The sequence below is a fragment of the Amycolatopsis sp. NBC_01488 genome, assembly GCF_036227105.1.
In the GTDB taxonomy this organism is placed as follows: Bacteria; Actinomycetota; Actinomycetes; order Mycobacteriales; family Pseudonocardiaceae; genus Amycolatopsis.
In genome coordinates this window covers 2,155,020-2,173,199 of record NZ_CP109434.1, presented here as the reverse complement: position 1 = coordinate 2,173,199, position 18,180 = coordinate 2,155,020, and the positions used below count along the sequence as shown (strand labels likewise).

Here is an 18,180-nt window from a genome sequence, read left to right as displayed (position 1 = left end):
TTTCGGCGCGTCCGGTACAGTGAGCCGCCGGTTCTGCGCCCGGCCGCCCTGCATGAACGCGGGCCACACGTTACCGGGCGCGGTAGCACGCCCAGTACCCAGCCGCCGACGAACGGATACCCGCCCGTGGCCAACCGCATCCACCCGACCGCCGTCCTCGGCGAAGGCGTCGAACTCGGCGACGACAACGTGATCGGGCCGTTCGCCGTGATCGTCGGGCCGGCCCGGATCGGCGACGGCAACTGGATCGGCCCGCACGTGACGATCGGCACGCCCGGCGAGGACCGCGGCCGCCCCCACCCGGACGCCTGGGCCGCCGCGCCGTCGGGTGACCCGGATCACGACGGCCACGGCGTCGTCATCGGCAGCCGCAACCGGATCCGCGAGTACGTGAGCGTCCACCAAGGGACCTGGCGGACAACGACGATCGGCAGCGACGGCTACTTCCTGCGCAACTCCCACGTCGCGCACGACTGCCTGGTCGGCGACAGTGTGACGATCGCCTCGAACGCCGTCACCGGCGGCCACTGCCACATCTGGGACGGCGCCAACCTCGGCATGGGCGCGATCCTGCACCAGAAGGTCGTGATCGGGCCCGGCGCGATGATCGGGATGGGCTCGGCGGTGCGGCGCGAGATCGGCGCGTTCACCATCGCCGTCGGCAACCCGGCGCGCGTCACCGGCGTCAACGTCGTCGGCCTGTCCCGCCGCGGCGTCGACGAGGAGACGATCGAAGCGCTCGGGCCGTGGCTGAAGGGCAAGGAAGGTCTCCCGGACGTCACCCTGCCCGGCGACCTCTCTACCTTGGTCAAGGCGTGGGACGCCCGCCCGCGCGAGGAACACTAGGAGTCATGAGCATGTCGGTTGCCCCCAAGCTGCGCGAGGTCTTCGTCGAGGCGCTGGACCTCGACGGCGACGTGGACGTCGAGAACCTGAAGTACCGCGACATCGAGGCGTGGGACTCGGTCGGCCACATGGCGCTGGTCGCGGCCATCGAGGACGAGTTCGACGTCGAGTTCGACACCGACCAGGTGATCGACATGTCCAGCTTCAAGGTCGCCGTGGACATGGTGACCGAGCTGCAGGCGAAGAATGACTGATCTGTCCGGTCGCGTCGCGCTCGTCACCGGCGGGACGCGGGGGATCGGCCTGGCCACCGTCCGCGCGCTCGTCGAAGCGGGCGCGACGGTGGTGCTCACCGGCCGTGACGAAGCCCGCGCCAAGGAGGCCGCTTCGGCCGCCGGCGCCGCGGCCGGTCTCGCTTTGGACGTCACCGACGCCAAGGCGGTGTCTTCGCTGGTCAGGGGCGTCGCGAAGGAGCACGGCAAGCTCGACGTCGTCGTGGCCAACGCCGGGATCATGGAAGACGCGCTGCTCGGGATGATCCGCGAGGAGCTCGTCGACACGACCCTGAGCACGAACGTCGCCGGCACGCTGCACACCGTCCAGGCCGCGGCCCGGGCGATGATGCGCAAGAAGACCGGCTCGATCGTCGTGCTCGCCTCGATCGTCGGCGAGTACGGAAGTGCTGGTCAGACGGTATACGCGGCCTCGAAGGCAGCGGTGGCGAACATCGCGCGGTCGGCGGCGAAGGAACTCGGCCGGTCCGGCATCCGGGTCAACGCGGTCGCGCCGGGCGTGATCGAGACCGACCTGACCGCGGGCCTGAGCGAGGTCGCGAAGGCGGAGAACACCGGCAAGACACCGCTCGGGCGGCTCGGCCGGGCGGAAGACGTGGCGAACGCGATCCGGTTCCTGGTGAGTGATGAGGCGTCCTTCATCACCGGGCAGGTGCTGGGCGTCGACGGAGGCTTGGTGCTGTGACGCTGTTGGGTGCGGGAGCCCGGCTGGTCGATGTGGCCGGGGGCCGCACGCTGGCGGGCGCGGAACTGTCGGCCGAGGTCGGCAAGCGGATGGACGAGCTGGCCGCGCTGCCCGTCGGCGTCGTGTTCGCGCGGATGTCGGTCGACCTGCCGAGCGTGCTGACCTACCTGGGCGCGTTCGAGTCCGGGCGGGCGATCGCGCTGATCGACCCGGCGCTCGACGCCGACGTGCTGGCCGAGCTGGTCGCGCGCTTCCGGCCCGCGGCGGTGCTGTCGGCTTCGGGCGACGCGCCCGACGGGTACACCGGGCAGGGCTCCGACTGGGTCCGCTCGTCGGCCGACGGCGTGACGCCGCATCCCGACCTCGCCGTACTGCTCCCGACCAGCGGGTCCACCGGCAACCCGAAGCTCGTCCGGCTGTCGCGCCAGGCAGTCCTGGCCAACGCCGACGCCATCGCGCAGGTGCTGCACATCGACGCCGACGAAGTCGCGCCGACGTGCCTGCCGCTGCACTACAGCTACGGCCTGTCGGTGCTGAACTCGCACCTGGTGCGGGACGCGACCGTCGTGATCGAGCCGTCGGGCGTGCTCGGCCGCGGCTTCTGGGACGCGGTGACCACCTACGGCGTCACATCGCTTTCGGGCGTCCCGTACCACTACGAAATGCTGCGGCGGCTCAAGTTCGACCCCGCGAAGTACCCGACGCTGCGCACGCTGACGCAGGCCGGCGGGAAGCTGCGCGACGAGCTGATCGCCGAGTTCAACGACAAGATGACCGCGGTCGGCGGCCGGATGTACGTCATGTACGGCCAGACCGAGGCCGCGCCGCGGATGACGACCGTGCCCGCCGAACGGCTGGCCGAAAAGCTAGGTTCCGCCGGGCCGGCGCTGCCGGGCGGGAAGTTCGCGGTCCGCCGGGACGACGGTTCGGAGACCACGCACCCCAAAATCGTCGGTGAGGTCGTCTACCGTGGGCCCAATGTGATGCTGGGTTACGCGGACGACGAGTCCGGCCTGGCCAAGGGCGACGAATACGGCGGCGTGCTCGCCACCGGTGACCTCGGGTACCTCGACGAGGAGGGGTACCTGTTCATCACCGGGCGGCTCAAGCGCATCGGCAAGGTGTTCGGCAACCGCGTCAGCCTCGACGACCTCGAGCAAGCCGTGCGCGTGGCGGCCGTCGGGATCGACGTGGTGGCGGCGGTGCCCGCCGGCGACAAGGTGGTGCTGTTCGCCGAGGGCGTCGACAAGGACATCTGCAAGGACGCGTCGCGGGCGCTGTCCGAGCGGCTGCACCTGCACGCCAGCGGGTTCGACGTCCGCCCGATCGACACCGTGCCGCTGCTGGCCAGCGGCAAGATCGACTACCGGTCACTGGAGGCGAAGGTATGAGCGAGCTTGCGAGTGAATCATTCAACACAGCGCTCGCCGCTCAGGCCGAACTGAGCGTCAGCGAGGTCGGCGCATGAGCGTGTTCACTCGGTCGCAGGCCGACCGGGAGGCGTTGCTGCTGCCCGAGCTTGCTTCGCTGACCGCGCACCACCGGGCGAATTCCGAAGGCTACGAACGGATCCTGGCGTCGCTGGGAATCGCGCCAGACGCCGCGTTCGCGTCGATCGCGGACCTGCCGTGGCTGCCGGTGCGGATGTTCAAGACGCACGACCTGAAGTCCATTCCGGACACCGAGGTGTTCAAGACGCTGACGTCGTCGGGCACCACCGGCGCCGGCGCGTCGCGGATCTACCTCGACAAGGAGGCGGCGGGAGCGCAGACCAAGCAGCTGGGCGCGACGCTGCAGGAGGTCCTCGGCGGCGAGCGGCTGCCGATGCTGATGGTCGACACGATCGGCATCATCAAGAACCGGCGGTCCTTCTCCGCGCGCGGTGCGGGCGTGCTGGGCATGGCGAACTTCGGCCGCAAGCACACGTACGTGCTGGACGAGAACGACCAGCCGGACATCGAGGCCGTCAAGAAGTTCCTGGCCGAGTACGGCGACAAGCCGTTCCTGATCTTCGGCTTCACGTTCATGGTGTGGCTGTACCTGTACGAGGTCGCGCGGGACAACAACCTGGACCTCTCGAACGGGATCCTGATCCACAGTGGTGGCTGGAAGAAGCTGATCGATCGCGCGGTGGACAACACCGAGTTCCGGCGGCGGTTCAAAGAGGACACCGGGCTCACCCGGATCCACAACTACTACGGGATGATCGAGCAGATCGGCACGGTGTTCCTCGAGGGCCCGTCCGGGAATTCGCTGTACTGCCCGGACTTCGCCGACGTCGTGATCCGAAACCCGGAGACGTGGGAAGAGCAGCCGGTCGGCGAGCCGGGCGTGATCGAGGTCGTCTCGACGCTGCCGACGTCGTACCCGGGGCACGTGCTGCTGACCGAGGACCTCGGCGTCTACAACGGGATCGACGACGGCGACTGGCCGGGCAAGCACTTCTCCGTGCTCGGGCGGCTGCCCAAGGCCGAAGCTCGCGGTTGTTCGGACACGTTCTCGGGAGCGGCGGCATGACGTCCTTGACCCAGCGTTTTCCTATGTCGGATGCGGTTTCGGTGGGCGACCTGGTCGACGAGCTGCGTGCGGCGCCGCCGGGTGGCCGGCTGCGCGTCGGCGACCCGCGGATCGTCGAGTTCATCACGAAGTTCGCGCGCAAGCTGCTGGCCCCGGCCACCGCGCGCCGGTTCCCGGAGCTGGCGTCGCTCGGGTTCTTCCTGCGCAAGGGGGAGATCGCCAAGGCATTGTCCACTCTGGACACTTCCGGTGGCGGCGCGTTGCGGTTCCCGCGCGGGCTGGTGTTCCACGTGCCGCCGGCGAACGTCGACACGATCTTCGTCTACTCCTGGGCGCTGTCCGCGCTGGCGGGCAACCACAACGTCGTGCGGGTGTCGTCGCGCTCGGCCGGGGCCGCCGAGGCGGTGCTGGACGCGCTGAACGCGGCACTGTCCGAAGTGGACTCGTCGGTGTCGGACGTCGTCCGGGCGACCCAGCGCATGGTGACGTACGACCGCAGCGACGAGGTGAGCGGCGCCCTGTCCCTGGCTGCCGACCTGCGCGTCATCTGGGGCGGTGACGGTTCCGTCACGGCCCTGCGGAAGTACCCGCTCGCGCCGCACGCGCGTGACCTGACGTTCCCGGACCGTTCGTCGTTCGCCGTCGCGTCGGTGGCGGGCTGGCAGCGGGCGTCCGCGGAGGAGCGTCGGGCGGCCGCCGAGGGCTTCTACAACGACTCGTACTGGTTCGACCAGGCCGCCTGCTCGTCCCCGCGCGCGGTGTTCTGGGTGGGCGACGAGTCCGGCGCGCGTTCTGCGGGCCAGGAGTTCCGGACGCTGCTGGCGGCGGTGCTTTCGGCAAAACAGCACGTCACCGAGCCCGCGATGGCGGTCCAGAAGCGCGTCTCGGCGTACGGCGCCGCGGTCGACGGGCTGGTCAAGGAGATCGCGTTCGACGGCAACGGGCTCGCGACGCTGGAGTTGGCCGATCCGGCGGTGCTGCCGCGTGAGTGGCTCGGCGCCGGCACGTTCGCGAACGCGCGAGTGTCCACTTTGTCCGACCTGGTGCCGATCGTCCTGCGCAAGGACCAGACGGTCAGCCAGTTCGGCTTCATGGCCGAGGAGCTGACGGAGTTCGCGCACGAGCTGGCGGGCCGCGGCGTCGACCGGATCGTGCCGTTCGGCTCGGCCCTGACGTTCTCCGCGGTGTGGGACGGCTACGATCTGCTCCACGAATTCAGCCGCCTGGTCACGGTCCAGGCCTGAGGAGACGGTCGATGACGACAGTTGAGGATCTGCCGGCTGCCGGAAAGCAGCCGAAGTCCACCAAGGCGAAGATCCTCGACGTCGTCCGATGGGTCGCGATCCTGCTGGTCATCGGCTTCGCGGCGAAGCAGCTGGCCTCCAACTGGGGCGAGTTCTGGCACACCCTGCACGACGTGGCGTGGCAGTCGTCGCTGCTGAGCCTGGTCGCGCTGGTCGCGGCGATCATGGTGTCCACCTGGGGCTGGCAGGTGATGGTCGACGACCTGGGCGAGCCGATCGGCTACGCCCGGGGCGCGCAGATCTGCCTGGTCGGCTCGCTCGGCAAGTACGTGCCGGGCTCGGTCTGGGCGTACCTGCTGCAGATGGAGCTGGGCCGCAAGGCGGGCCTCGCCCGCGCGAGGATTTTCACGGGCTCGCTGATCCAGCTGGGCGTCGGCGTGGTGTCGGCCCTGGTGGTGTCGCTGCTGGCGGCGCCGGCGGTGTTCAGCAACAGCCCGCGCGCGCTGTGGCTGTTCGTGCTGATCCCGGTCGGCCTGGCGATGCTGCACCCGAAGATCCTGACGTGGGGCACATCCCTGGTGCTGAAGGTCCTGCGCCGCCCGCCGCTGGCCCACCCCCTGGGCTGGCGAGTGGTGGCCAAGGTCTTCGGCGCCTCGACGGCGGCGTGGTGCCTGCAGGGAATCCACCTCTGGCTCCTGGCGAACTCGGTGGGCACCCCGGGCTTCAGCGGCTTCGTGCTGTGCGTGGGCGCGATGGCGGTGGCGATGACGGTGGGCACGTTCGCGTTCATCCTCCCGAGCGGAGTGGGCGTCCGCGAGGTGGCCCAGGTAGCGGTCCTGACGGCCAGCGGCCTGACGGTCGGCCAGGCAACAGCGTTCGCGGTGGCCTCCCGAGTGATGTTCACGGTGGCCGACCTCCTGACGGCGGGCCTGGCGGCCGTCGCGGCCCGCTCAACCCGCCCGGCGGTCACACCCGCCTGACCCCGAGCCTGCTAGACCGCGCGTCTCGGCCGGGGCAGGCTCGACCTGCCGACGGTCGGCCGCAACCTGCCCGACAGAGCCCGCTCGGCCTGTGAAGCCTGCTTGGGCGGGCCTTCGCACCCTGCCCGGTGGCGTTTCGCGCATGACTTCAGCCTCGCTCGCCCAGCACTCCACCGGGACCGGAAGCCTTCCCGACCTGCCCGCCGTGGAGCCCCGAGCAGGTTGTCCACCGGCTGTACCCAAGTTGTCCACAGACGTTGCGCACATGTGGGCAACTCCGGCCCACACGCGCCCAACCAAGCGTTTTGTCGGCCCTCGCCGATAGACTGGTCAAGGGGACGCCCCCCAAGGGAAGGGCGGGGGGCGCGCAGGCCGTGAATCACCAACTCACGGCGTCAACCGATAAATAACCGCATCCGAATTGCGCCAAGCTTCCTTCAAGAACGGCGCCCCGGCCAATCCCACCAACCCCGGCTGATAAGGCTGCTCCGGTGCCGGCAACGGCGTGCCCAGGATCACCCAATGAATGTTCAGCCGGTGAACCGCCGCCCGCACCGCCGGATCCGTCGCGTAATCGCGAAACCGCTGAGCCAGCAAGACAGCGTCCGAAGGCGGCGAAGTCTGGTCGTAATGCGCGGCCACCGTCCGAACCCCGGACAGCGCGTACGTCCACGCGGTCCCGTCGAAGCGGTCGTTCATCGCCCACTCGCCCGGGGCGGCCAGCTTGCCCAGCTCCACCATCGCCGCTTCTTCGCCCGGTGTCACGTGCAGCTTCGACGGGTCCGCCGCCTGATAGCCCGTGTACACGCGGGCGCCGTTCGAGCGGAAGTACAGTCCGTTCGAAAGCACCACGAAACCCAGCAGCACCACCACCGCGACCGCCACCGCCGGTACCCGCGCCGGCAGCCTGTCGCGCAGCCACTCCTGCGTCGACGCCAAGCCGTGGGCCGCCAGGACGCAGAGCGGGATCGCCGCCATCGCGAAGAACCGGTACGGGTCGTCCCACCACGGGCGGGACAACGCCATCACCAGCGGGGCGTTCGACGACGCCACCACCATGTACGCCAGGCCCGTGACCCCCGCCGTCAGGCCGATCCAGCGCAACGCCCCCGCCCGCGCGAAGAACACGATCCCCAGGAACAGCGCCACCGACAGCCACACCTGCGGATGCGCCTCGAAGTGCTGGAACCCCAGCAGCGCCCCCAGCGCCGTCGTCGCGCGCCACTCGCTCGGCCAGCCGTAGTACGGGAGGTTGCCGGTGGCCAGGCCCAGCGCCCCGAACAACTGCAGCCACGCCACCAAGAACGACACCACGGCGATCGGCAGCAGCGCCAGCAGGTCCCGCCCGATCCGCCGCCAGTCCTCGAGCCAGCGCTGCACCAGCAGCGGCCCGGCGAACAGGATCCCGCCGAACAACGTCGACGAATGGATGCACAGCAAGCCCACTGCCGCCAGCAGCAGCACGAAACCCGTGTCCGGCGCGACGCGGTCCAGATAACGCCGCAGGGCCACCGCGGCCAACGGCGTCAGCGTCACACCCAGCGCGAACGGCAGCAGTGGCCCGCGGTCCATCGACTCGTAGACGCCGACCACCGGCGCCACCGCCGTCAGCGCGACCGCGCCCGCCAGCACCGCGCGCCCGCGGAACTCGCGGACCAGCGTCACCAGGGACAACGCCAGCAAACCCGGCAGCAGCAGCGTGTTCGCGTCCAGCGTCGCCGGGATCGATGCTCCGGTCAGCCGGTACGTCAGCGCCGCCAGCAGGTGGTAGGCGTTGGGGTAGAACACCGGTGCCGCGTCGCCGTACCAGTTGACGTGGCCGGTGCCGAACAGGCTGCCGTCGCCGGTGTCGGCGATGTAGCGGACGGCGTTGCCGTGGTACACCGCGTCGAAACCCTGCGGCAGCGCGCCGATGTGGCCGAGGCCGCGCAGGGTCGCGTAAAAGCCCACCGCCGCCCCGAACAGCAGGCACGCGCCCACGGCGAGGTGCCCGCGCCGGTCCCACAGCCCGGGTTCCGGCTCGGGTGCCCAGCGGCGGACCGTCAGTTTCCGGACGCCGTAAGCGATCGCGGCGAACACGACGGTCGAGAGGGCGTACGTCAGCGGCGTGAACGACCATCCCACCGCCGCCGTCCACGGTCCGGTCAGGCCGCCGATCGCGTAGCTCAGCAACGGGGCCAGTCCGGCCAGGGCCCAGCCGCGCACTCCCGCGGCGAGTCCCGTCAGGAGGCCCGGGACGGCGATGACGACAATGGCAACGCAGACGGAGAGCACGGTGGAGACTAAGCCGACAACGATCAGCGGGACGCTCCGGGGTGAGCTGTCCGAACGGGACGATTGCGAATTTCCCTTCGCGATACCCGAACGGGTTATATTGACCGGTGCGTTTCCCTGCTTGACTGACGCCGGGCGGAGCGATCTTCACGAGGGGGCCGGGTGGTCTACGCGGTCGTGGTGGCGTGGCTGGTCCTCGCCGCGATCGTGGTGTTGACCTGGGGACGCCTCGGTACCGACCGCGGCTGGCGCGGATTCGTCCTCGCGCTCACCCTCGGCCTTTCGCTGCTGCACCAGCTGCTGTTCGCGACCGTCACCGAGGACGCGCTCGTGTCGTTTCGCTACGCGCAGAACATCGCCGACGGAAACGGCCCGGTCTTCAACCCCGGTGAACGCGTCGAGGGTTACACGAACTTTCTCTGGCTGGTGCTGATCGCCCTCCCGCGGGCCGCGTTCGGCGCCGACGTGCAGGCCACCGCCGTCGTGTTCGGCGTCCTCGCCGCGCTCGGCTGCGTGCTCGTGGCCTACCTACTGGTGAACCGGATCGTCGCGGGAGCCGACACCGAGCCGCGGCCGGCGATCGGCGTCGCCGCAGCGGTGCTCACCGCCGCCGCCGGCGGTCTCGCCGTCTACGGGCCGTCCGGCTCCGAGGTCCCGCTGTTCGTGCTGCTCACCCTCGCCGTCGGCTACTCGCTCGCGGCGCGCCGGCCGGTGGTCGCCGGCGTGCTCGTCGCGTTCGCCGTGATGACCAGCCCGGAGGGCCTGGTGGTCGCCGTGCTGGGCGGCCTCTGGCTGGTCGGCGCCGCGCTGAAGCGCAAGCACAGCTGGTGGGCGCCGGTGGGGTACGTGCTCGGCGCGCTCGTGTTCCTGATCCCGCGGCTGGCCTGGCGCGCGACGTTCTACCAGCACTTCGTCCCCGCGCCGCTGGCCGCGAAGCTCGGCGGCCCGTTCGGTTCGCAGGTCGCCAACGGCTGGCCGTACCTGTCCGGGTTCGCGCTGGCGCACCAGGGTTTCCTGCTGCTCGGGCTGGTCGCCGCGGTCGCGCTCCTGCTGCGCCGAACCGACGCCGTCGAGGCTCGCGCGCTGATCTGGCTGCTGTTCGCGAACGTCGTCGGGCTCGCCGCCGCCGCGGTGCTGATCGGCGGCGACCCCGGGCCGTCGTGGCGGCTGCTGGCTCCCGTTCCGCCGCTGATCGCCGTCGCGTCCGTCGCTGCGTACGGCGTGCTCACCGTGGACGTCGAGGCCAAGCCGTCGCCGCGGCCGAGGGCCTGGCCGGCCGCGACGCGGCTCGTGCCGGTGACCGCCTGCGGGCTGGCCGGCATCGCGGTCCTCGTCTCGGTGTTCAGCCCCGACATGCTCGACCGCGTGCGCGACTGGCGCGCGCACGGCACCGAGCTCACCGAGATCGGCGGCTGGCTCGGCCAGTACCTGCCGCCCGGGTCGGTGGTCAGCGCCGCCACGCCCGGCGCGCTCGCGGCCCACGGCGGCCAACTGCTGATCGTCGACGTCCTCGGCCGCACCGACGACTACATCGCCCGCGAGGGGCACCACGACGGCGGTGTGGCGACCGACTACGACTACGTCGTCAACGGCCGCCGCCCGACCGTCGCGGTGCCCGCCGACAGCGGCTACGCCGACCGCCAGCACTGCGCGATCGACCCGGTCTACGCGGGCAAGTACGAGGTCGCCACCTTCCGCCGCGTCGGCACGCCCTACTGGGTCTCGGTGTACCCGCGCGCCGAGCAGGCGAAGTCCGTGGTCACGAACCTCGACAAGGGTCCGGACTTCCGCTACGTACCCTGTCCTTCGTGAAGCTCGAGGTCCCGAAACGCCGGCTGGGCGCCGAAGCGAAGCTCGGGATCGGGGTCTTCGGGACGTCGTTCGCGGTGTTCGTGCTGCGGTTCCTGGTGCCGCGCCCGATCGCGATGTCCAACAACGGCGACGGCGGCCGCGTGCTGTGCGGGGCCGGCATCACCTGGAAGGGCCTGCCCGAGGCGTTCGTCCACCTCGCCTACACACCTGCGCCCGGCGCGCCGCCGTGCCACCCGACCTACCTGCTCACGCAGAGCTGGCTCGCGGACCTGGCCGTCGGGATCGGCCGCCTGATCGGCCTGCCCGGGACGCTCAGCCTGGTCGTGCTGGGCCTGCTGAGCAGCGTCATCGCCGCGGCGGCGATCGCCGCGATCGTGCTGGGCCTGCCGTACTCCTCCCGCACGCGGCTGGCCGTGGCGGCCGGGCTGCTGCTGGTCGTCGCCGACTCGGCGTTCTTCGGGTACTTCGCCGCGATCCTCGGCGAAGGCGCCGCCTTCCTCGGGCTGCTGCTGATCGTCGGCGGCCTGCTGCTGACCGCGCGCGAAGGCCGCTGGAGCTACGCGGGCATGGCGGTGACGCTCGTCGGCGGGGTCCTGGCGGTCAACGCCAAGGTCCAGACGCTGACGATCCTGCCGATCCTCGCGCTCGCGGTGCTCCTCGTGCGGCCCGGCACGCTGCGCGGGGCGAAGCGGTGGGCGGCGTCGGCGCTGGTCGTCGGCGCCCTCGGGGCCGTGACGCTGTACGCGCAGCAGAGCGTCGAGCCAGCGCTGGCTCCCGACGGCACGTACACCGAGTTCCCCGGTGACGACTCGCGCGAGATCAACGTCTTCAACTCGGTCTTCCTGAACATCGTCGACGGCAAGCACGACACCCAGGCCGACCTGGCCGCGCTCAAGCTGCCGCCGTCGTTCGCGCAGTACGCGGGCAACGGCTGGTGGCACCCCCACCCGGCGACCATGGACCCGCTTTACCCGCGGTACCGCGGGCTGATGACCCGCGGGACCGTCGTCGCGTACTTCGCGAGCCATCCCGGCCGGACGCTGGAGGTGCTGAACCGGGCCGCGACCGACCAGCTCACCGCCCGCCCGGACTACCTCGGCAGCTTCGACCAGGACGCGGGCTTCGCGCCGCACGCGCAGGAGTACCGGGTGCCGGTGGTCTCGTCGCTGACCGGTCTGCTCAGTCCGCTCGGTCTGGTCGCGCTGGTGCCGATCTGGCTGTTCGTGCTGGTCAGGGCGTGGCTGCGGCGGCGCGGCCCCCTGGGGGTGGTGCTGGCGTTCCTGTTCACCGTCTCGGTGACGCAGTTCGGCGCCGCGGCCCTCGGCGACGGCATCGAGGGCGTCAAGCACCAGTCCGTCGCGCTGTTCGCGATCCTGCTCGCGGTCGTGCTGGCGGCGCTGCCTCAGTCGCGCTCGAGCGAGCCGCGGTGGGGCAGGAACTCCTCGGTCGGCGGCCCCTCGTCGGCCGCCGCGGGCCGGCCGGGTGTCACCTTCGACCAGAACGGCGGCACCTCGAGCAGCACGAAGACGAGCAGCCCGGCCAAGCCGACCAGGAACAACGTCGTGGACGACGCCAGGTTGTAGTTCACCGCGAGGTACAGGAAGAACACGACGCCGACCCAGATGCGCCGGGCTTCGCCGCGGTGCTCGTCGAGCACGACGGCGACCAGCCCGAGGACCAGCGGCGCGAGCATCACGAAGACACGCTGGGTGTCCGTGGCGACCAGCCGCCCGGCCAGGCAGCACAGCCCCAGCCAGACACTGGACACCAGCAGCAGGCTCCGCGTGCCGCGCTGCCGGTACTCGCGGTAGAGGCCGTAGGCGAAGATGAGCCAGAAGAAGCCGAACGTGCTGTACAAAGCCGCGTGGTCGACGCCCTTGTTCGACGACAGGGCGAAGCGGATGTTGCCCAGCAGGCCGCTGTTGGCCTGGCCGGCTCCGAGCCCGTAGTCGCCGCCGATCAGCGACTGGGCCCAGATCCGGAACGCGACGTACAGCCCGCCCGCGACGACCACGGCGACCAGCCCGCCGACGACCTGCCGGTCACGCAGCGACCGCGACCGCGTCCACGCCGCCAGCGGGTACAGCGGCGCGAGCAGCAGCGTCGTCTCCTTGTTGATCGCGCCGAGGACGATCACCAGCGCGAACCAGATCAGCCGCCGGTCGAACAGCAGCCACAGCGCGATCAGGTAGAGCAGGTTGTTCAGCGGATCGACCAGGTACGGGTTGCTGAACGCGTACGGCGCGTACCAGAACGTGCAGGCCAGTGCGACCGCGGCGAGCGACGAGGTGTACAGCCGCAGGTTCAGGCGGACCCAGAGGAACTCGAAGAAGACGATCGCCGCGGCGAGGGTCAGCGCGAAGGTGAACGCCAGCCACACGGAGTCCAGGGAGATCCCGGTGAACCGGTTGACGGTGTGGACGAGCCACGGGCTGAGCATCCGCAGGGCGAACGGGTTGTCGACGCGCGCGCCGGTCTGCACCGACATCGCGTAGTACTCGACGGCGTCGCCCCACGCCTTCTCGTGCGCGTTCGGCTGCAGGGGTGCGTAGGAGATCAGGTTGAGCAGCGTCACCGTGGCCAGGCCCAGGTACACCGCGACCCGGTGACGGGCTCGTCCAACGCGCGATTCGATCACTGTCCCCACGGGGAAAGCCTAGTGGTCGTCGGATGGGCGTGAGCTTCGCCCGGTTTGTGGTCTTCACCGCTTGAACGACGGCCAAGAACCTACGGTCCCGTAACCTGGCCCAATGGCTGACCTGGTGTACCCGCCCGTGATCGCGGCGGCCCGGACGATGTTCCGGGTACTGGACAACCGCATCCAGGTCGAGGGTGCGGAGCACATCCCGCGCCACGGCGGTGCGGTCATCGCGTGCAACCACGTGAGCTACCTCGACTTCATCTTCTGCGGCCTCGGCGCGCGCCCGGCCAAGCGGCTGACGCGGTTCATGGCGAAGAAGGAGATCTTCGACAACAAGATCGCCGGACCGCTGATGCGCGGGATGCACCACATCTCCGTCGACCGCTCCGCCGGCGTGGCCTCCTACCGCGAGGCGCTCAAGAAGCTGCAGGCCGGCGAGGTCGTCGGCGTCTTCCCGGAAGCGACGATCAGCCGGTCGTTCACCGTCAAGGAGATCAAGTCGGGCGCCGTCCGGATGGCCGCGGCGGCCGACGTCCCGGTCGTGCCGATGGCGCTGTGGGGCACGCAGCGGCTGTGGACCAAGGGCCGGCCGAAGGACCTGACCCGGCGGCACGTGCCGGTCTCGATCCTCATCGGCGAGCCGATGCACCCGGCGAAGGGCGACGACTGGGACGTCGTGACGAAGGAGCTGCGCACCCGGATGAGCGCGCTGCTCGACCGGGCCCAGGCCGACTACCCGGACCGGCCCGCGTCCGACGAAGAGCGCTGGTGGCTGCCCGCCCACCTGGGCGGGACCGCGCCGACGCCCTCCGAAGCGGCCGAGCTGGACCGGCTGTGACATCCGGGGCGTCGCCCCGGGCCGGGGGCTCCGCCACCCGGACCCCGCAAGACGGCTAGAACCAACGCTCGAGGACCTGCGCGACGCCGTCTTCGCCGGCCGGACCGGTGACCTCGTCGGCCACCGCGAGCACCGCCCGGTGCCCGTTCTCCATCGCGACGCCGTGGCCGGCCCAGCGCAACATCTCGACGTCGTTGGGCATGTCGCCGAAGGCGATCACCTGCTCGCGCTCGACGTCCAGGCGCTCGGCGACGTCGGCCAGGCCGGTCGCCTTCGTGATCCCGTGCGCGGACAGCTCGACCAGCCCGCCCGACGACGAGTACGTGACGTCGACCTCGCGGTCGAACAGGGCGTTGATCGCGTCGGACATCTCCTCGGACGACATCCCGCGGTGGCTGACCAGCAGCTTGATCGCCGCGTGCCCGAGCACCTCGGCGCGCGGCGCGGTGCGGCCTTCGCCGTCGCCCCACGGGTTGTGGTAGTTCGGCTCGATCACGAAGCTGCGCATCTCGTGGTCGGCGTCGGTGCTGACGCGCTCGGCGGCCAGCCGGCAGCCGGGCACGGCCTTGTCGAGCGCGTGCGCGATGTCGTGGAGCAGCTCCGGCTTCAGCAGGCCGTGCACCGCGACCACCTCCTCGCGGCCGCAGTCGTACAGGACGGCGCCGTTCGCGCACACCGCGTACCCGGTCAGTTCGAGGGGCTCGGCCACGGGCGCGATCCAGCGCGGCGGCCGGCCGCTGGCCAGCACGAACGGCACGCCGGCCTCGATCGCCCGGCGGACGGTCGCGATGGTGCGGGCGCTGAGCGATTCGGAGGGGCCGAGCAGGGTGCCGTCGACGTCGGACGCGATCAACTGAGGTCTCTCCACCCCGCCATTGTCCCTGACACGTTCGGGTGGCCTCGTCCCCGTCCGAGCGATTGTCGGTGGCTACCAGTACGGTCCGGCAGTGTGCGAGTAGGCATCGTGATTCTCCCGGAAGATCGTTGGTGGGCCGCCGAGCCGAAGTGGCGCGCCGCCGAGGAATACGGCTTCGACCACGCCTGGACGTACGACCACCTGGGCTGGAGAAACCTGGTCGACGGCCCGTGGTTCTCCGCGGTCCCGACCCTGACGGCGGCGGCGATGGTGACGTCCCGGATCCGGCTGGGCACGTTCGTGGCGTCCCCGGTCGCCCGGCACCCGGTGCCGTTCATGCGCGAGCTGACCACCCTGGACGACATCTCCGACGGCCGGTTCGTCCTGGGCGTCGGCGCGGGCGTCGACCACCAGCACTACGACGGTGCGGTCCTCGGCGCCCCCGAGCTGACGGTCAAGCAGCGCGCGGACCGGTTCACCGAGTTCGTCGAGGCGCTCGACGGCCTGCTGATGACGGACAAGTTCGACTTCGACGGCGAGTACTACCGGGCCCGTGAGGCCCGCAACCTGCCGGGCACGGTCCAGCGTCCGCGGCTGCCGTTCGTGGTCGCGGCGAACGGCCCGCGCACGATGACCCTGGCGGCCCGCTTCGGCGCGGGCTGGGTCACGACCGGCCGCGGCGGCAAGACCGAGGACGAGTGGTGGGGCGGCATCAAGCAGCTCACCGAGGTCTTCGACCAGCGGCTGGACGACGTGGGCCGCGACCGCGCGAGCATCCAGCGCCACCTTTCGCTGGACGCGTCACCGGTGTTCTCACTGAGCAGCGTGGAGGCGTTCCGGGACGCGGCGGGCCGCGCGGGAGAGCTGGGCTTCACCGACGTCATCGCGCACTGGCCACGCTCGTCGTCGCCGTACGAAGGCCGCGAAGCCGTCCTGGAGCAGGTGGCGAGCGACGTTCTCCCGGAGCTGCACGCTGGTCCGAACGGGTGACATCCGGGTAGCCGGGAAACCGATCGCCGTTCCTCAGGCGTCCTTCACAGCAGACGTCAGAGATCACCCCGGGGGTGGTTGGGGGACGGAGGGCCCTCGCGGCCGCGGCACGGGGCGCCGCGGCCGCGAGGGCTTCACTTCACGATCCGGTAGATCACCGCACCCGGGTTCCGGTAGATCTCGCGCACGAAATCGTGCCCGTCGAGGTGCCGCAGGCCCGGCGCGATCGGGGTGTCGCGGCGGATCGTGCCGCTGCCGACCAGCACGTAGTGGATGTTCAGCCGTTGCGTGGCCGCGCGGACCTGCGGGTCGCTGTCGTAGTCGCCGAAGTGCATCGCCAGGTAGAGCGCGTCCGGGGGCGCGACGCCCGCGTCGTAGTGGCCGGCCACCGGGCGGACGCCGGTGAGCGCGTACATCCACGCCGTGCCGTCCATGCGGTCGTTGAGCACCTTCTGGTCGGCCGGGATCCCCAGCGTGCCGAGGTGCTCCATCGCGTCGATCTCGTCCTGGCTGACCGGCGGGACGGTCTCCCCGGGCAGGCCGTTGTAGTACAGCAGCGACACCGTCTTGGCGTTGGCCGCGCGGTAGAAACCGCCGGTCAGCACGCCCATCGCGACGACCAGCAGCACCGCCGTCGCCGGCCCGACCCGGCCGGTCAGCCACGGCCGGGCGCGCACCCACGCGCGGCCGCTCGCGGCCTTCGCCACCCAGCGCTGGGCTTCGCTCATGCCGTGCGCGGCGAGCAGGCACATCGGGATCGCCGCCAGGGCCATCAGCCGGAACCGGTCGTTCCACCAGGGCCGCGACAGGCTGATCACCCAGTCTTCGCCGCCGAAGCACGCGACGACCACGAACAGCGCGGACAGCCCGATCGCCGAGAGCACGACCCAGCGCATCCGGCGCAGCGCCACCAGCGTCAGCACGCCGAGCGCGAGGAACACCGTCAGCCAGACCTGCGGCACCGGCAGCACCTGCTTGAACGTCGCCAGCATCGCCAGTGCCTTCCACACCGGCATGTGGGAGCCCCAGGGGTGGTACGGGTACGACCCGGACGTGAAGGTGATCGCGCCGAGGATCATCGGGGCAGCCAGCAGCCCGGCCGCCACCATGACCGGCACCATCCGCAGGACGTCGTCGCCGATCACCCGCCAGGCCGCGCGGCCCTCGGGGACGCCGTCGACGCGCTTGCCACGCAGGGCCCGGTACCAGCGCTGCACGACCAGCGGGAACGCGAACAGCAGCGCCCCGAACAGCGCGCTCGAGTGCGCGGCGAGCAGGCCGGTCGCGCACAGCGCCAGCACCGCGCCGGTGTCGACGCCCGGCCGCACGACGAACCGCTGCAGCGCGACCACCGCCAGCGGCGTCAGCACGATCCCGAGTGCGAACGGCAGCAGCCCGCTCGACACCGACTCGTACGCCCCGGTCGTCGCGCCGCCCGCGACCAGCGCCGCGCTGCCGGCGAACACCGCTCGGCCGCCGAGCTGGCGCACGAGCGCGACCATGGCCAGCGCGAACAGGCCGGCGATCGGCATCGTGACGGCGTTGAGCGTGACCGGGATCGACGTGCCCGACAGCTGGTAGACCAGGGCGCCGACCAGGTGGTAGGCGTTCGGGTAGAAGGAGCCGTCGGGATACCAGTTGATGGTGCCCATGCCGGTCAGGGAGCCGTCGCCGGTGTCGGCGATGTAGCGGATGCCGTTCGCGTGGAAGACGGTGTCCCAGCGCTGGAACACCGCGGTCGTCCCGCCGCGGCCGGTGATCACGACGGCGATCGACACGGCGGTGGCGACCGCCACGCAGGCGGCGACGGCCAGGTGCGCCCGGCGGGTCCACGGCTGCGGCGGCTCCTCCGCGCCCGGCGTCATCCAGCCGCGCGCGATGGAGAGCCGGCGCAGGCCGTAGAGCACGGCGGCGAGCAGCAGGGTGCAGGCGGCGACGCTCGGCGGCCCGTACGGCACGTGCATGATCGCCAGCCACGGGCCGGCCAGGCCGGCGAGGGCGTAGCTGAGCAGCGGCGCGAGCCCGGCCAGCGCCCAGCCGCGGACCCCGGCGGCCCAGCCCACGACGCCGCCAGGCACCGCCAGGACGGCCACATAGGTGACCACGGCGGCGAAGTAGCTCCAGAAGTCCTCGGGTGCAGGCACTGCTTTCCAGGTGTGTCGTAGGCCGAAATGTGATAGTCGGGTGCGGGCCCGGTAATCGAC

The 18,180-nt window shown here is 71.0% G+C and carries 14 protein-coding genes; 11 read left to right on the top strand and 3 right to left on the bottom strand.

Going from position 1 to position 18,180, the window contains the following annotated elements; all coding sequences use genetic code 11:
• The first annotated feature begins 126 nt into the window (after positions 1-126).
• From OG738_RS10450 to OG738_RS10420, 7 genes are all read left to right on the top strand, one after another.
• Positions 127-846 carry a UDP-N-acetylglucosamine acyltransferase gene (locus OG738_RS10450; protein WP_329053197.1) on the top strand — a complete coding sequence of 240 codons (720 nt, stop codon included), beginning with the start codon at positions 127-129 and terminating at the stop codon, positions 844-846.
• Between the two features lie 11 nt (positions 847-857).
• Complete coding sequence (locus OG738_RS10445; RefSeq protein ID WP_086675568.1) at positions 858-1,100, top strand: acyl carrier protein; 243 nt, start codon at positions 858-860, stop codon at positions 1,098-1,100.
• Positions 1,093-1,824 carry an SDR family NAD(P)-dependent oxidoreductase gene (locus OG738_RS10440; protein ID WP_329053196.1) on the top strand — a complete coding sequence of 244 codons (732 nt, stop codon included), beginning with the start codon at positions 1,093-1,095 and terminating at the stop codon, positions 1,822-1,824. The genes OG738_RS10445 and OG738_RS10440 overlap by 8 nt, the downstream gene beginning before the upstream one ends.
• Complete coding sequence (locus OG738_RS10435) at positions 1,821-3,215, top strand: AMP-binding protein (RefSeq protein WP_329053195.1); 1,395 nt, start codon at positions 1,821-1,823, stop codon at positions 3,213-3,215. The genes OG738_RS10440 and OG738_RS10435 overlap by 4 nt, the downstream gene beginning before the upstream one ends.
• A 73-nt stretch (positions 3,216-3,288) precedes the next feature.
• Positions 3,289-4,341 carry a LuxE/PaaK family acyltransferase gene (locus tag OG738_RS10430; RefSeq protein ID WP_329053194.1) on the top strand — a complete coding sequence of 351 codons (1,053 nt, stop codon included), beginning with the start codon at positions 3,289-3,291 and terminating at the stop codon, positions 4,339-4,341.
• Positions 4,338-5,585, top strand: coding sequence for an acyl-CoA reductase (locus OG738_RS10425; protein WP_329053193.1), 1,248 nt, complete (start codon positions 4,338-4,340; stop codon positions 5,583-5,585). The genes OG738_RS10430 and OG738_RS10425 overlap by 4 nt, the downstream gene beginning before the upstream one ends.
• An 11-nt stretch (positions 5,586-5,596) precedes the next feature.
• Positions 5,597-6,565: a lysylphosphatidylglycerol synthase transmembrane domain-containing protein gene (locus OG738_RS10420; RefSeq protein ID WP_329053191.1), complete on the top strand. Its 969-nt coding sequence runs from the start codon at positions 5,597-5,599 to the stop codon at positions 6,563-6,565.
• A 387-nt stretch (positions 6,566-6,952) separates the two neighbouring features.
• Here OG738_RS10420 and OG738_RS10415 read toward each other — a convergent pair whose 3' ends face one another.
• Entirely contained in the window at positions 6,953-8,839 is a 1,887-nt protein-coding gene (locus OG738_RS10415) for a DUF6541 family protein (RefSeq protein ID WP_329053189.1), read from the bottom strand.
• A gap of 162 nt (positions 8,840-9,001) precedes the next feature.
• On the opposite strand from OG738_RS10415, the gene OG738_RS10410 reads away from it, so the two are divergent.
• The 3 genes from OG738_RS10410 (at position 9,002) to OG738_RS10400 (ending at position 14,130) form a co-directional block, all read left to right on the top strand.
• Positions 9,002-10,651 (top strand): hypothetical protein, encoded by a 1,650-nt coding sequence (locus tag OG738_RS10410; RefSeq protein WP_329053188.1) that lies wholly within the window; start codon positions 9,002-9,004, stop codon positions 10,649-10,651.
• On the top strand, positions 10,648-12,234 hold the full coding sequence (gene wsfD / locus OG738_RS10405; protein WP_329053186.1) for a glycan biosynthesis hexose transferase WsfD: 1,587 nt from the start codon (positions 10,648-10,650) through the stop codon (positions 12,232-12,234). The genes OG738_RS10410 and wsfD overlap by 4 nt, the downstream gene beginning before the upstream one ends.
• A 1,167-nt stretch (positions 12,235-13,401) precedes the next feature.
• Positions 13,402-14,130, top strand: a complete 729-nt coding sequence (locus OG738_RS10400) for a lysophospholipid acyltransferase family protein (protein ID WP_329053185.1) — start codon at positions 13,402-13,404, stop codon at positions 14,128-14,130.
• A 55-nt stretch (positions 14,131-14,185) separates the two neighbouring features.
• Here OG738_RS10400 and OG738_RS10395 read toward each other — a convergent pair whose 3' ends face one another.
• The gene (locus OG738_RS10395) at positions 14,186-14,983 is read right to left on the bottom strand and encodes an HAD family hydrolase (protein ID WP_329056638.1); all 798 of its coding nucleotides are present in this window, start codon (positions 14,981-14,983) and stop codon (positions 14,186-14,188) included.
• A 96-nt stretch (positions 14,984-15,079) separates the two neighbouring features.
• Here OG738_RS10395 and OG738_RS10390 point away from each other — a divergent pair, with 96 nt between their 5' ends.
• Positions 15,080-15,976 (top strand): LLM class flavin-dependent oxidoreductase, encoded by an 897-nt coding sequence (locus OG738_RS10390; RefSeq protein WP_329053183.1) that lies wholly within the window; start codon positions 15,080-15,082, stop codon positions 15,974-15,976.
• A 134-nt stretch (positions 15,977-16,110) separates the two neighbouring features.
• Here the strand turns inward: OG738_RS10390 and OG738_RS10385 are convergent, their stop codons facing one another.
• Positions 16,111-18,120 (bottom strand): DUF6541 family protein, encoded by a 2,010-nt coding sequence (locus OG738_RS10385; protein ID WP_329053181.1) that lies wholly within the window; start codon positions 18,118-18,120, stop codon positions 16,111-16,113.
• Between the last annotated feature and the right edge of the window lie 60 nt (positions 18,121-18,180).

Excerpts from the sequence above, each read along its gene's own strand:
- OG738_RS10445 (WP_086675568.1), top strand. The coding sequence starts at position 858 with ATGTCGGTTGCCCCCAAGCTGCGCGAGGTCTTCGTCGAGGCGCTGGAC.
- OG738_RS10440 (WP_329053196.1), top strand. The coding sequence starts at position 1,093 with ATGACTGATCTGTCCGGTCGCGTCGCGCTCGTCACCGGCGGGACGCGG.
- OG738_RS10430 (WP_329053194.1), top strand. The coding sequence starts at position 3,289 with ATGAGCGTGTTCACTCGGTCGCAGGCCGACCGGGAGGCGTTGCTGCTG.
- OG738_RS10425 (WP_329053193.1), top strand. The coding sequence starts at position 4,338 with ATGACGTCCTTGACCCAGCGTTTTCCTATGTCGGATGCGGTTTCGGTG.
- OG738_RS10420 (WP_329053191.1), top strand. The coding sequence starts at position 5,597 with ATGACGACAGTTGAGGATCTGCCGGCTGCCGGAAAGCAGCCGAAGTCC.
- OG738_RS10400 (WP_329053185.1), top strand. The coding sequence starts at position 13,402 with ATGGCTGACCTGGTGTACCCGCCCGTGATCGCGGCGGCCCGGACGATG.